We start from the raw sequence: 13,706 nt of genomic DNA, 5'->3' as shown, positions 1-13,706 counted from the left end.
CATCTCGGGGATAGCTGTTACTTCGATCGTCGTCGGCTTCGCCGGTCAAGCCGTCTTGCTTTGGATCGCATGGCGCGGCCTTGAGTGGACGCCGGCGAAAGTTGTCGCGAGCTACCGAAGAGGGCGCTTCGCCGCAGCTGCCGGATTCGACCGAACTGCGGATCCTGGAGATCGCCGTTGCCTGCGGCTTTGAGTCTCCTTCGCATTTTTCAAAAACCTTCCGCGAGCATTTTGGAGAGGCTCCAAATTCTGTTCGCGCGCTCGCTCACGGCAGACGGGGCGGCCTGCGCTGCGCCGCAGGCGACTTGTCAGTGACACCACAAGCGTCGGGCCCAAAGCACCAAAATTATCGCTGAGGTTCGCAGTTCCGATCGGTCCGGATCGCAGTCCGCGCTAAACGACCAATTTGTCGCAACGTGTGCGGTACTCCCCGAATTGCCGGTTCCGTAGTATGGCGAATCGACTTTGAAAATTTGGAGATTCCAGTGCTTCGCCGCAGTCTTGTTGTCTTTGCAGCGGTTGCTCTTACCGCTTGCGTCTCGTCCTCCATTGACCCGCAGAGCAAGGCCTCCATGGGCTCCGTCTACGTGGAGCCTGTGCAGCTGTCGAAAGCCTCTGTCTTTGCGCCAAATTCAAGTGAGGCAAATGCAAGTTCCGGGAAAGTGCCCGCCACGGTATCAGAGGCTACTTCTCGTCTTCAAGAGATCGTGGACACGCGCACAAATCTCCGCGAGCTCATCGAGAGTCAGGCGAAGGAAGACCTTATTAGCAAGGGATATCGCGTAACAGACGCGGCATCGGGCGCCTCCGCCAAGCTGAAGATCAATGTCTACAACGCATTAAGCGTACCAGTCGGCGATGGGCGAGGCATTGCGATGACCGTCAGCGCTGAGATGGTTCGTTCATCGGACGGCAAACGGCTCATGTTCGCCGGCGCCAGCCAAATCAAGGATGCTGAAGCGCAGGGCGTTCGCATGGCGCCCTATGCCGAGTGGTTCACCAATGAGGATTTCCTCGTAGAGCAGTACCGTTTGGTCGCTCGGCTGCTTACCGCTCAGGCCCTTGCGGGCCTATAGAGACGTGAAAGCTGGGTCGAGGCGACGACCAGCACCGGATCTAACTCGCGCGAAATCTGTGAAAGCAGGAGCAAGGCCTCGTGGCAGCCGGATCGACTGGCCATGCGGGGGCGGTCGGCTGCCGGCCTATCCCCCCGCCAGTCTTGGCAGCAGAAAAATCTCCGCCCCCTCAGGCAATTCCTTCGACCACGTATCCCGATAGATCGTGCCGTCGATCGCGACAGCGATGCCGCGATCGATCAGCGGCTCGAAGGCGGGATACTGTTCCGAAAGTTTCCGGAACAGCTCCCTGATGTCCTTGGCCTCGACCTCGACCTTACTCTGGCCTCCGGCGAGCGCGCCAAGCGATCCCCAGAGCGTCACTTCGACCATCAGCGCCAGAACCTCATTGGACCGTGGCGTAAGCCGAAAACCGCTTAGCGCTTTTCAGCATTGCTCTAGCCTTCCCGTTCCGCCTCGATCGCCGCCAGGATCCGCGGCGGCGACATCGGGATGTGCGTCATGCGCACGCCAGCGGCGTTCGACACCGCATTGGCGATCGCCGCCAGCGGCGGCACGATCGAGGTCTCGCCGACGCCGCGCACCCCATAGGGGTGGTTGGGGTTGGGGATCTCAAGGATCTGCGTGTCGATCATCGGCAGGTCCGAGCAAACCGGGATGCGGTAGTCGAGGAAGCCGGGGTTCTGCAGGCGCCCGTCCTTGCCGTAGATATACTCCTCGTTGAGCGCCCAGCCGATGCCTTGCGCGGCACCGCCCTGGTACTGGCCCTCGACATAGGTCGGGTGCACCGCCTTGCCGGCATCCTGCACCACGGTGTAGCGGATCACCCTGGTGGCGCCGGTGTCGGGATCGACCTCGATGTCGCAGATATGGGTGGCGAAGGACACGCCGGCGCCGTCGGCGACCAGCTCGCTGTGGCCGGCGATCGGTCCGCCGGTCTTGCCGGAATCGGCGGCGATCTCCTTCAGCGACAGTTTGCCGAGATTGCCGTGCTTCTCGCCCTTGGCGACCGCGTGGCCCTGTTCCCAGGCGACGTCATCGACCGAGATGTCCCACATCTGCGCGGCGCGCTCACGCAGGATCTTGATCGCGTTGCGGGCGGCCGAGATCGTCGCCATGGAGGAGGAGAAGGTGCCGCGGCTGCCGTCGGTCATGTCGTTGTAACCGAGGGAGGACGTGTCGGCGACGATCGCCTTGACTTGCGAATAGTCGATGCCGAGCTCCTCCGCCGCCACCAGTGACAACGAGGCCCGTGAACCACCGACGTCGACCGTGCCGACGGCCAGCGAGACCGAGCCGTCCATGCCGATGTTCAGGTCGGTGCAGGTCTGGCCGCCGAAGTTGAACCAGAAGCCGCAGGCCATGCCCCTGCCCTGGTTCTTCGCCAACGGCGCCTTCATGTGCGGATGGTTCTTCGCCGCCTCCAGTGTCGGGCCGATGCCGATCGGGCCGTAGACCGGGCCGTAGGAGGAGCGTGTGCCTTCGTGAGCCGCATTCTTGATGCGGAAGTCGACCGGGTCGATGCCGATCTCCTTGGCCAGCTCATCGACGGCGCTTTCCACCGCGAAGGCCGCCATGGGTGCCGAGGGCGCGCGATAGGCGGCGGTCTTCGGCCGGTTGACCAGTACTTCGTAGCCGACGGTCTTGACGTTCTCAAGCTTGTAGCAGGCGAAGGCGGTCATGGCGCCGATCTCGGCCCACGTCCCGGCATAGGGGCCGCTCGTGTAGCGCAGCGTCGCTTCGGCGGCGGTGATGGTGCCGTCCTTGCGGGCGCCGATCTTGACGTCGATCGAGGTGGCGCTGGTCGGGCCCGAGGCGCGGAACACCTCGTCGCGGGTCATCACCAGCTTCACCGGCCGTCCGGCCTTGCGCGACAGCGCCAGCGCCACCGGTTCGGCCCAGACATGGGTCTTGCCGCCGAAGCCGCCGCCGATCTCGGAGGAGGTGACGCGCAGCTTCGAGGCTTCGATGCCAAGCAGTTGCGCGCAGTGCTGGCGGTAGACGAAGTGGCCCTGCGTGCAGACCCACAGCTCGGCTGTGCCGTCGGTGCTGACGCTCGCCACGCAGGCATGCGGCTCGATATAGCCCTGGTGCGTCTGCTCGGTCTTGAACGAGCGCTCGACGATGAAGTCGGCCTGGCCGAAACCCTGATGGACGTCGCCATGGCCAAACTGGCTGCGCTTGGTGACGTTGGACGGCTTTGCCGGCTTTTCCTCGAGGCCCTCGGTGAAGGTGGCGTCGTTGACGAGCGGTGCGGTGTGCTTCATCGCCTCGTCGACATCGGTCACATGCGGCAACACCTCGTAGTCGACCTCGATCAGCTTCAGCGCCTGCCTGGCGGTGCGGGCATCGACGGCGGCGACCGCGGCCACCGCATGGCCGTCATAGAGCGACTTGGTGCGCGCCATGCAATTGTCGAGGATGTCGTACATAGCGGTATCGCCATCGGTAAGGTCTGGCAGGTCGGCCGCGGTGACCACCGCCTTCACGCCGGCGAGTTTTTCGGCCTTCGAGGTGTCGATCTTCCTGATGATCGCATGGGCGTGTGGGCTGCGCAGCACGCGCCCGACGAGCTGGCCGGCCATGTTGAAGTCGGCGCCATAGCGGGCGCGGCCGGTCACCTTGTCGACGCCGTCGGGGCGAATAGGGCGCGTGCCGACGGAAGAGAAATTGCGTCCCGAGTAGCGCGGATCGAAATTCATCTCAGGCTCCCTTCATCACGTTCGCCGCGTCCTGGACGGCGCGCACGATCTTGTCATAGCCGGTGCAGCGGCAGAGGTTTCCGGCGAGGCCGAAGCGGATTTCCTCCTCGGTCGGGTCGGGGTTCTTTGCCAAAAGGTCCTTCGCCGCGATCAAAAAACCCGGCGTGCAGATTCCGCACTGAAGCGCGGCGTGCTCGAGGAATTTCTGCTGCAGCGGATGCAGTTTCTCGCCATGCGCCATGCCCTCGACGGTCTCGACGCGCCGGCCTTCAGCCTCGGCGCCAAGCACCAGGCAGGAGCAGACCAGCCGGTCGTCGAGGATGATGCTGCAGGCGCCGCAGTCGCCGGTGCCGCAGCCTTCCTTGGCGCCGGTCAGCCCGAGCCGGTCGCGCAGCACGTCGAGCAGGGTCTCGTCCGGCTGGCAAAGATATTCGACGTGATCGCCGTTGATTGTCGTTGAGACTGCTACACCGGCCATCACTTGCCTCCTGCGCGCTGATAGGCGGTCGTGGCGGCTCTCCTGGCCAGCACACCCGCAACTTTCCGTCTGAACTCGATGGTGCCCCGCTTGTCGTCGATGGGACGGCAGGCGCCGGAGCAGACCTTGGCCAGCCGCTCGAGCGCTGCTTCGTCGAGCGTCCTGCCGATGAGGGCCTCGGCGGCCTCGTCCACCAGCAGCACCGTCGGCGCCGCGGCACCCAGCGCCACGCGGGCCGCCTTGACCACGCCCTGCTCGTCGAGCGTCAGGTTCACGCCGGCGCTGACCACGGCGATGTCCATCTCGGTGCGCGGAATGAAGCGCAGATAGGCATCGCCCGAATGCGGCGCACGTTTGTCGAGCAGGATCGCCTCGATGATCTCGCCCTTGGCGAGCGAGGTCCGGCCCGGACCGGTCGGCACCGCCTCCACGGCAATCGTGCGCTTGCCCGAAGATCCGGCAACGACTGCCCTGGCGCCGGCGGCTACCAGCGCCGGCACGCTGTCGGCGGCCGGCGAGGCATTGCAGAGATTGCCGACGATGGTGCAGCGTCCCTGCACCTGCTTGGAGCCGATCAGCTTCGCCGCCTCGACGACGCCCGGCCACGCCTTCTTCAAGGAAGCGCTCTCGCCCAGCACGGCGCAGGGGACGGCGGCTCCGATGCTGAAGCCTTCTGCGGTTTCGCGGATCTCGCTCAGGCCCTCAATGGCCTTGATGTCGACGATCAGGTCGGGTTCGATGAAGCCGCCCTTCATCCTCACCAGCAGGTCGCTGCCTCCGGCGAGGATGGCGGCCGTGCCGGCCGACCCGGCCAATTGGCCAACGGCATCTTCGATTGAATGCGGACGTATGTAGCGCATCGTCTCCTCATGGTTATCGCAATCTTGTCGACCGTTATAAAGGGTCTCCTCATAATGGCCATCCTCTTCCGCATCGGTGGCGATTGGGCCAAGGCGAGGCAAAATGCAGTCCCACCGGCGCACGCCGGTTCGGCTGACCGTCGGCCGCCCGGAATTGCGTCAAACAAAGGGTAAGCGGCTCGGCGTTGCCGCGAAACGATGAACCGCCGCAGGGGCTTGACCCGACGATCGCTCGCGTGAAACCTCTCCGGTCAAGGGAGAAGTTTCCATGCGACATCTTTTGGTTGTCCTCACCGCCTTGATCCTCGCGACAGCAGCGCAGGCGAGTACGATTTACTACGGCGCCAGGGTGGGAATGGAACTTACCATCGTGAAAAAGACGGGCATCGGCTCCACGCACGCCAGCATCCTGGCTAAACACGACAGGCAGAAGGCGGGCGTCTACTGCCGCGAATATGGCCACGATTTCTCCAAGGATTGCATCGACGCGGAAATGAAGTCGCCTCTGCACTTCGAGATCACCGCCAACTGCAAGACCGGCAAGTTCACCACCTTCTATGGCGCCAGCATGCTGTTCCAGGGCCGCAACAAGGGCACCGATGTGACGACGGACTATCTGATCACATCGATTGATGACAATGTGGTGCTCGATGGCTCCGGCGCTTCCGGCTACGACTATACGCTGGAGCAGTTCAAGGCGCTGTGCCCCAACCGCGTGAAGTAGGGCCGGTGGCCTGGCCCGCCCGAGCCCGGAACCTGGACCGTGGCGGGCACGGCCATTTGTGGCTAGCAAGTCGTCATCGGAGGCCAAGAAGCATGACCCTGACCAATCAGGATATTGTCGAGCTGACCGCGTGGCGGCGCAAGCTGCACCGGCAGCCGGAGATTTCGAATGAGGAGGAGAAAACGGCAACGGAAGTCGTCTCCTTCCTCGCCGACACGGGGCCGGACAAGGTGCTGACCGGACTGGGCGGACACGGCGTTGCGGCGGTCTACGACAGCGGCCGAGCCGGCCCGACCGTACTGTTCCGCTCGGAACTCGACGCGTTGCCGATCGAGGAACTCTCCGGCGTGCCGCATGCCTCGCAGGTGCCGGGCAAGTCGCATATGTGCGGCCATGACGGGCACACCGCGATCCTGGCCGCGCTCGGCCGTCAACTCGGGCGTGAGCGGCCGGCTAGCGGCCGCGTCGTGCTGATGTTCCAGCCGGCGGAAGAAACCGGCAATGGCGCGGCCGGCGTCGTCGCCGATCCGCGCTTCAGCGAGATCACCCCGGATTTCGCCTTCTCGCTGCACAATCTGCCCGGCGTGCCGTTCGGCGAGGTACGGCTGAAGAGCGGTGTGGTCAACTGCGCCTCGCGCGGCATGCGCATCGTGCTGGAGGGCAAGACCGCGCATTCGTCGATGCCCGAGACCGGCATCTCGCCGATGCTGGCGATCAGTGAGCTGATGCCGGCGCTGCCGGCGCTCGGGCGCGGCAGCTTCGCCGACGACGACTTCTCAATGGTGACCGTCACCCATGCCGAGATGGGCGAAGCCGTGTTCGGCATCGCGCCCGCCCATGCTGAGGTCTGGGCGACGCTGCGCACCCGGCGCGACGAGCGCATGGCGGATCTCTGCGCCGCCGCTCAAGCGCTGGCCGCGGAAATCGCCGGCCGGCATCGCCTGGCCTTAAGCTCCGACTACCACGAGATCTTCGTCGCCAGCATCAACGCACCCGACGCGGTGGCGCATCTGCGCCGCGCGCTCGACGAAGAAAGCGTCGTCCACGGCGAGGAAGCCCTGCCGATGCGCGCCTCGGAGGATTTCGGCCTGTTCGGCCACAGCGCCAAGTCGGCGATGTTCTTCCTCGGCGCCTGCGAGCGCTATCCGGCGCTCCACAATCCGGACTACGATTTTCCGGACGACCTGATCCCGATCGGGTCGAGGATATTCATGCGCACGGCGCGCAACTTGCTGGGGTGAGGGTTGGCTGGCGGGCGCGAGTCAACGCCAAGCGAAAGTCATTGGCCAAGCGAAGGTCATTGCGAACCCCAAAGATGGCTGTCGCTATCTGACCTTGATGACCACCTTGCCCTTGGCGCGTCCCGTTTCGACGTAGGCCAGGGCCTCGTTGGTCGCTTCGAAGGGAAAGACCCGATCGACAACCGGGCGGATCGCGCCGGACTCGATGAGGGCGGTGATCTTGCCCAACTGGTCGCCCTGCGCCCACATGAACAGGAACGAAAAGCTGACGCCACGGCGCCTGGCTTTGGACCGAATGGCGCGGCTAAGAAGGCGCAGGAGCGTCCTCAGCACCAGGTTCAACCCCTTTTCCCTGGCGAATTCGGGATCCGGCGGGCCGGAGATCGAGATGAGCTTGCCGCCGGGTTTGAGCACAGTGAGCGACTTTTCGAGTGTTTGGGCGTCCTGGCTGTTCACGACGATATCGTAGCCCGACAGGATTTTTTCGAAGTCGTCTTTCCGGTAGTCGACGACGACATCGGCGCCGAGGCCCTTGACCAGAGCAGCGCTTGTTGCGCTCGCCGTCGTCGCAACGGTCGCGCCGAGATGCTTTGCCAGCTGGATCGCGAATATGCCGACGCCGCCGGAGCCGGCCTGGATGAAGACCTTCTGTCCTTTGCTCAGCTTTGCCCTTTCAACGAGCACCTGCCAGGCGGTCAGACCGACCAGGGGGATCGAGGCCGCCTCCTCCATGCTGAGATTGCTGGGCTTCAGGGCGACGTCGGCTTCATCGATGGCGATGAACTCGGCGAATGCCCCGATCCGGCCATCGCGCGGCCGCGCATAGACCTCGTCGCCGGGTTTGAACCTGCGAACTTTCGATCCCACGCGGATGACCTTGCCGGCCACGTCGTGGCCGAGGATGAAGGGCCGGCTATAGGGCAGGATGAGCTTGAACTCTCCGGTCCTGACCTTGGAATCGAGAAGGTTCACCGCCGCCGCATGGATCTCGACCAGGACATCGCTGACCCCGAGCTTCGGCTCCGGCATCTCGGCCAGCCGCAGGATGGCCTTCTTGTTATACTTGTCGACAACGAATGCCTTCATGGCAGTAACTTCCTGAAAGTGGTTTTGGTGTGCCGCACGGTGAGAATCCCCCTGCCCTGCGCCTGTTCAGACCGGCAAGCGGAACTGCTTGCGCAAGCTCTTGTCGAACATCTCGGCGGGGACAAAGCGGCGCAGCATGTTGACCTGCCGCGCGGCCTTGCCGGCGGTGTAGCGCCGCCGCGGACGGGCATCGGTCGCGGCCTTGACGACCACATCCGCCACCACTTCCGGCCGGTCGGCCTTCGGCATCACATCGCGAAGCAGGGCGTCGACTCCGGCGCGCGCCCGATCATATTCCTGCAACGGGGAATCCGGCTCGATCCCGTTCTGGTCGAAGACGGTGCGCACGAATGCCGGCTCGATGACGGAGACGCGAATGTTGAAGGCACGAACCTCGTGATCGAGCGATTCCGAATAGCCCTCGATCGCGTGCTTGGCCGCCGAATAGTGGGCCGAATACGGCGCCGGCACGAGACCCAATATCGAGCCGATGTTGATGATGCGCCCTTCGCCATGCCGCCGCATCGACGGCAATACCGCGTTGGTCATGCGCACGGCGCCAAACAGATTGACGTCGAACAGTGCCTGTACCTGCGCGATCGAGAATTCCTCGGCGCCGCCAATCATGCCGACGCCGGCATTGTTGACCAGCACATCGATCCGGCCGGTACGCGAGAGCACCGTCGAGACGAGTGCGGTGATGGCCTCGCCATCGGTTACGTCGCAGGCCAGCATGGTTACCCCGTCCGGGCCGTTGCCGGCCGCGCGGCGGCTTGTCCCGAAGACGGTAAATCCCGCCCGCGCCAAGGCCTGGGCGCTGGCGCGGCCGATGCCCGAGGAGGCTCCGGTCACAACAGCGGTCTTTCCGGAATTCGCATTCATGTCATGCTCCAAAATCGCCAAGGCCGGTCTTTCCGGCCAATTAAATTACGCCTATAATATAATATTATGACCATAATGCAATAGCGGAAAGGACGTACAGCCATGCGCTATGAAAAGGGCCGCAAGGACGCCTCACGCGGCCGGATCATGGAAGTCGCCGCCGAACGCTTTAGAAGCGACGGCATCGCTGCGTCCGGACTGGCGACCATCATGAGCGACGCCGGGCTTACGAACGGGGCCTTCTACCCGCACTTTCAATCGAAGGCGGAGCTTGTCCGCGAAAGCGTGGCCGCGGCGCTGGATGCCCAGTCGCGGCAAATTCAGGAATTGTTGGCTTCGGGCGGCCCGGAAAAGGCCATAGAAGCGTATCTGTCGGCCGAGCATCGGGACAATCCGGAAAAGGGCTGCGCCTCCGCGGCGCTGTTGCCCGAGATCGCGCGCCAGCCGCCGGAAACGCGCGAGGTCTATACCGAGCGCTTCCTGTCACAGGTGCTGAAAGTTGCCGCAGCGCTGCCGCAGGGCAAGGATCCGGAAGGCGTGGCGCTGGGTGTGTTCGCGACGCTCATCGGCGCGCTGCAACTGGCCCGCGCCGTACAGGGGACGGACCTGTCGGATCGCATCCTTGCCGCGGGCGCGGATGCGGCGCGGACGCTGATCCAGCAGCGTTAGACCGCCGTCAGCCGAGCGCGATCCATGCCGTCTTAAGGTCGGTGTATTTGTCGATGGCGTGCAGCGACTTGTCGCGACCGAAGCCGGACTGCTTGACGCCGCCGAGCGGCACGGTGATGTCGGCGCCGCCATAGGTGTTGACGTGGACGACGCCGGCATTGATGGCGCGCACCATGCGGTGCGCCGTCGACAGGTTCGAGGTCCACACGGCGGAGGCCAGGCCGTAGACGGTCGCATTGGCGAGGCTCACAGCTTCCTCCTCGGTATCGAAGCGCATGACGCCGAGCACGGGGCCGAACACCTCCTCGCGAGCGAGCTGCATCTTTTCGGTCACGTTCTCGAAGATGGTCGGCGCCATATAGCTGCCGCCGGTCTCGGTCAGGATGCGCTCACCGCCGGTGACGAGGCGGGCGCCCTCCTCCGCCGCCTTGGCGACGAAGTTGAGATTCTTGGTCAACTGCTCGGCGCTCGACACCGCGCCGATATCGCTGCCGAGATCGAGCGGATCGCCGACTTTCAGCTTCGTGGTCGCCTTGAGGAGCTCGTCCATGAAGCGGTCGTAGATCGACGCCTGGACGAGCAGGCGGGAACCGGCGACGCAGACCTGCCCGGAATTGCGGAAGATGCCATTGGCCGACACGACGGCCGCTTGGCTGAGGTCCGGCGCGTCGGCAAAGACGATGTTGGGCGACTTGCCGCCGAGCTCGAGGAAGACGCGCTTCAAATTGGAGCGCGCCGAATAGTCGAGCAGGCGGCGGCCGACCGGACCGGAACCGGTGAAGGCAATGGCGTCAACATCCATGTGCAGGCCGAGCGCCTCGCCGGCCACCGCGCCGCGGCCGGTGACGACGTTGAAAACGCCTTCCGGCAACCCGGCCTCGGCAGCAAGCTCGGCCAGCCGCAGCAGGGTCAGCGAGGCGATTTCCGGCGGCTTGACGACGATCGAGTTGCCGGCGGCGAGCGCCGGCGCGATCTTCCAGGCGCCAATCATCAGCGGGAAATTCCACGGCACGATGACGCCTACGACGCCGAGCGGTTCCTTGTGGATCAGGCCCAGCACATTGTCGGCAGTCGGCGCGATCTCGCCATAGATCTTGTCGATCGCCTCGGCGTAGTAGCGGATGGTGCCGGCCGCCGACACCGGCTCGGCCTTGTAGGCCATGCCGATCTCGGTGCCGTTGTCGCGCACGCCGAGCACGGCGAGTTCGTCGGCGTGCCTCTCGACCAGTTCGGCGAGCTTCGTCAGCACCTTCTTGCGAAAGGCGGGAGCCGCGCGCGACCAGGAACCTTTCTCGAAGGCCTTGCGGGCAGCGAGCACCGCGCGATCCACATCGGCGGCATTGCCGTCGGCGATGCTGGCGAATGGGCGTCCGTCGATCGGCGAGATCACCGGCAAGGTGGCGCCAGTCGCGCCCGCCGTCTGGACGCCATCGATGAACAGGTTGCGCGCGCCGACCTCGGTCTTGCGCAGCGTGTCGATGGTGCTCTGGCTGATCATTGGGCAGCGCCTCCGAAGGCAACATTGAGGGTGGTAGGCGCGCGGAACTCCCAGCCGCGGAACACCGGTTGCTTCCCGGGCACCAGTTTCAGGTCGGGGAAGCGCTCGAGCAACAACCGTACCGCCAGGCACATCTGCTCGCGCGCGAAAAAGCGGCCGGAACAGAAATGATGGCCGAAGCCGAAGGCGGCGTGGTTGCCTTCGTCGCGATGGATGTCGAAACGATCGGGATCGGTGAAGCGGCTTTCGTCGCGGCTGGCCGAGGAGACGAGTGCAGCGACCGGCGCGCCGGCGGGGATCACGGTTCCGCCGATCTCCACCGCGCGCATCGTCTGGCGTGTCTGGGTGCCGATCGGCGCCACCCAGCGCAGGCCCTCGTCGACCGCCCTCGGCACGAACGTCTCGGGGTCGTCGAGCACCTGCCGCAGCTGTTCGGGATGGGCGAGCAGGCCGGCAAGGATCGAGCCGGCGCCATGGCCGGGCTCCTGCATGCCGCCGAGCAGGATGATCTTGATGCTCGGCATCAGGAAATCGATCGCACGGGTTTTCCCCTCCGTCATGCCGTCATGCAGCATGTGCGAAAGCGCCGAGTCGTCGGGCTCGCGGGCGAGCCGCTCAAGCGTCGGCAGGATGGCGGCGCCGACCTCGGCGCTGATCGCATCGGCGACCTCCTGCCGCTTCGGGTCGTTCTCGAAATTGATGGCGCCCTGGGCGAGGCCATAGAACCAGCGCCGCAGGGTCGGCATGTCGATGTCGTCGAGGCCGAGCGAGCGCGCCAGGCTGAGTGTCGACACCGGCTCGAAATAGTCTGCCATCAGTTCCGCCGTGCCCTGTTCGGCGATCTGGTCGAGAAAGGGCCCGGCGATCGAGCGCACGAGGTCGCCGGCATAGGAGGCGACGGTGCGCGGCCGATATTTTGGATCGACGCCCTGGCGAAGGTCTTTGTGCGTCTCGCCGTCGGTGGTCAGGATGGTCGGCTTGCCGAAGGAGCGTTCGACCGGCGACGTGCCGACCACCGCCGAGAAGATGTCGGGCGACTTGGCGACGGTCTCGACATCCTTCCAGCGGGTGACGAACCAGAGGTTGACCGCCGGCACATAGGCGACCGGGGCGCTGCGCCTGAGCTCGGCATAGATCGGGTAAGGATCGGCTTCCAGCGCCTCGACGGTGATCTCGTCGGCAAAGCTCAATGCCGTCACTCCCTCTGCGATGGAAGGGGCGGCGTCAGCCGCCGCCCCTGACTTCTTTCAGTCCTTCAAAGGCACTCCGAGATTTTCGAAGGCGACTGGATCGCGGCCCTTCAATGCACTCGCCAGCAACAGGCCGACCACGGCGGCGATCAGCACCAGGGACGGCAGGAACACGCCGAGGAAGCCGCCAGCGCCCGACAGGCTGCCGAAATTGATGACGATCAGGTAGATGATGATGACGAAGGCGATGAAGGTCAGCCCCGGCAGCACGGTGGTCTTCAGCGCGTTTTCCTGGGCGGACGGATTGGCGCGGAAGTACATCACCACGGCCAGCGAGGCCACGGCCATCATCACGATGACGCCGAGCGTCGCGACATTGGTCAGCCACGAAAACAGCGCCAGCACCGGGTCGAGCCCGAGCACGGCGAAGAGCCCGACGACAACAGCGGCAAGCACGGTCTGGATGACCGAGGCGACATGCGGGCTCTGGTGCGCCGAATGGGTCACGCCGATGGTCTGTGGCAGCAGCTTCTCACGGCCCGCAACATAGATGTAGCGGGCGACCGCGTTGTGGAAGGCCAGCACGCCAGCGAACAGGCTCGACACGAACAAGATGCTCATGGCGTGGGTGAGCGGCGTGCCGGCATAGCGATCGGACAGGCCGAACAGGAAGGTGGTCGGATCCTGCAGGCCCTGCAAGGCTGGCAGCAGCTTGTCGACACCGGCGCCGACCGCCATCAGCCAGGCGGTGACCATGTAGAACAGGCCGATCAGGATGACGGAGAAATAGGTGGCGCGCGGAATGGTGACCTTGGGGTCGCGCGCCTCCTCGGCATAGATGGTGGTCGCCTCGAAGCCGATGAAGGCGGCGAAGCAGAACAGGATGGCGATCGCCGGCGCGCCGCTCGTGATCTGGCTCCAGCTGAACGGTGCCGCCGACAGGCCGCTGTCGCCGCCGGTCCTGAGGATCGTCAGGTCGAGGATCAGCACCACGACATATTCGGCAAGCACGAGCACGGTCAGGATCTTGGCCGACAGGTCGACCTGGCGGTAACCGAGCACGGCGACTATGGCGATGGCGATGAAGCTCCACACCCACCAGGGCAAAGCGATGCCCCAACCGGCGAACAGGCCGGCGGTCGCGGCGCCAAGCAAGCCCATGACACCGATCTGCATGGCGTTGTAGGACAGGATGGCAATCAGCGCCGTCGCGCCGCCGGCGAGGCCGCCGAGCCCGCGCGCCGCGTAGGCATAGAAAGCTCCCGCATTGCCGACGTGACGCGACATGGCGACGTAGCCC

Annotated in this window: 15 protein-coding genes; 6 read left to right on the top strand and 9 right to left on the bottom strand. The window is 64.8% G+C overall.

The features are described from left to right. From EN781_RS35195 to EN781_RS08890, 3 genes are all read left to right on the top strand, one after another. The coding region (locus tag EN781_RS35195) for a hypothetical protein (RefSeq protein WP_245492570.1) at nucleotides 1–193 on the top strand (193 nt) is incomplete at its 5' end. Continuing rightward, nucleotides 102–356: a helix-turn-helix domain-containing protein gene (locus EN781_RS08895; RefSeq protein ID WP_245455558.1), complete on the top strand. Its 255-nt coding sequence runs from the start codon at nucleotides 102–104 to the stop codon at nucleotides 354–356. The genes EN781_RS35195 and EN781_RS08895, both read left to right, overlap by 92 nt. 216 nt (nucleotides 357–572) lie before the next feature. Then, a complete protein-coding gene (locus EN781_RS08890) occupies nucleotides 573–1,076 on the top strand; it encodes a hypothetical protein (protein WP_126056095.1) in 504 nt (167 codons plus the stop codon). A 126-nt stretch (nucleotides 1,077–1,202) separates the two neighbouring features. Here EN781_RS08890 and EN781_RS08885 read toward each other — a convergent pair whose 3' ends face one another. The 4 genes from EN781_RS08885 to EN781_RS08870 all read right to left on the bottom strand — a co-directional run bounded on the left by EN781_RS08885 (nucleotide 1,203) and on the right by EN781_RS08870 (nucleotide 5,116). Then, nucleotides 1,203–1,448 (bottom strand): MoaD/ThiS family protein, encoded by a 246-nt coding sequence (locus EN781_RS08885; protein ID WP_127399912.1) that lies wholly within the window; start codon nucleotides 1,446–1,448, stop codon nucleotides 1,203–1,205. Between the two features lie 65 nt (nucleotides 1,449–1,513). After that, complete coding sequence (locus tag EN781_RS08880) at nucleotides 1,514–3,778, bottom strand: xanthine dehydrogenase family protein molybdopterin-binding subunit (protein WP_126056096.1); 2,265 nt, start codon at nucleotides 3,776–3,778, stop codon at nucleotides 1,514–1,516. A gap of 1 nt (nucleotide 3,779) precedes the next feature. Then, nucleotides 3,780–4,256, bottom strand: a complete 477-nt coding sequence (locus EN781_RS08875) for a (2Fe-2S)-binding protein (RefSeq protein WP_126056097.1) — start codon at nucleotides 4,254–4,256, stop codon at nucleotides 3,780–3,782. Further along, nucleotides 4,256–5,116, bottom strand: a complete 861-nt coding sequence (locus EN781_RS08870; protein ID WP_126056098.1) for a xanthine dehydrogenase family protein subunit M — start codon at nucleotides 5,114–5,116, stop codon at nucleotides 4,256–4,258. The genes EN781_RS08875 and EN781_RS08870 overlap by 1 nt, the downstream gene beginning before the upstream one ends. A gap of 268 nt (nucleotides 5,117–5,384) precedes the next feature. Between EN781_RS08870 and EN781_RS08865 the strand changes: the two genes are divergently transcribed. Continuing rightward, the gene (locus EN781_RS08865; protein ID WP_126056099.1) at nucleotides 5,385–5,840 is read left to right on the top strand and encodes a hypothetical protein; all 456 of its coding nucleotides are present in this window, start codon (nucleotides 5,385–5,387) and stop codon (nucleotides 5,838–5,840) included. Nucleotides 5,841–5,932: 92 nt separating this feature from the next. Next, nucleotides 5,933–7,081, top strand: coding sequence for an amidohydrolase (locus EN781_RS08860; RefSeq protein WP_126056100.1), 1,149 nt, complete (start codon nucleotides 5,933–5,935; stop codon nucleotides 7,079–7,081). Nucleotides 7,082–7,165: 84 nt separating this feature from the next. Here EN781_RS08860 and EN781_RS08855 read toward each other — a convergent pair whose 3' ends face one another. Together EN781_RS08855 and EN781_RS08850 are read right to left on the bottom strand one after the other, a co-directional pair. Then, nucleotides 7,166–8,167 carry an NADP-dependent oxidoreductase gene (locus EN781_RS08855; RefSeq protein WP_127399911.1) on the bottom strand — a complete coding sequence of 334 codons (1,002 nt, stop codon included), beginning with the start codon at nucleotides 8,165–8,167 and terminating at the stop codon, nucleotides 7,166–7,168. Nucleotides 8,168–8,233: 66 nt separating this feature from the next. Next, complete coding sequence (locus tag EN781_RS08850; protein WP_127399910.1) at nucleotides 8,234–9,049, bottom strand: oxidoreductase; 816 nt, start codon at nucleotides 9,047–9,049, stop codon at nucleotides 8,234–8,236. Between the two features lie 102 nt (nucleotides 9,050–9,151). Between EN781_RS08850 and EN781_RS08845 the strand changes: the two genes are divergently transcribed. After that, nucleotides 9,152–9,718 (top strand): TetR/AcrR family transcriptional regulator, encoded by a 567-nt coding sequence (locus EN781_RS08845; protein ID WP_126056103.1) that lies wholly within the window; start codon nucleotides 9,152–9,154, stop codon nucleotides 9,716–9,718. A gap of 7 nt (nucleotides 9,719–9,725) precedes the next feature. Here EN781_RS08845 and EN781_RS08840 read toward each other — a convergent pair whose 3' ends face one another. The 3 genes from EN781_RS08840 to EN781_RS08830 form a co-directional block, all read right to left on the bottom strand. Next, nucleotides 9,726–11,216: an aldehyde dehydrogenase gene (locus EN781_RS08840; protein ID WP_126056104.1), complete on the bottom strand. Its 1,491-nt coding sequence runs from the start codon at nucleotides 11,214–11,216 to the stop codon at nucleotides 9,726–9,728. Beyond that, the gene (locus tag EN781_RS08835) at nucleotides 11,213–12,415 is read right to left on the bottom strand and encodes a cytochrome P450 (protein WP_245492569.1); all 1,203 of its coding nucleotides are present in this window, start codon (nucleotides 12,413–12,415) and stop codon (nucleotides 11,213–11,215) included. The genes EN781_RS08840 and EN781_RS08835 overlap by 4 nt, the downstream gene beginning before the upstream one ends. 48 nt (nucleotides 12,416–12,463) lie before the next feature. Then, the coding region (locus EN781_RS08830) for an APC family permease (protein WP_145965466.1) at nucleotides 12,464–13,706 on the bottom strand (1,243 nt) is incomplete at its 5' end.

Source organism: Mesorhizobium sp. M4A.F.Ca.ET.090.04.2.1 (assembly GCF_003999085.1).
In the GTDB taxonomy this organism is placed as follows: domain Bacteria; phylum Pseudomonadota; class Alphaproteobacteria; order Rhizobiales; family Rhizobiaceae; genus Mesorhizobium.
The sequence above is the reverse complement of the archived record's forward strand: the minus strand, read 5'-3'. Positions and strand labels throughout refer to the sequence as shown.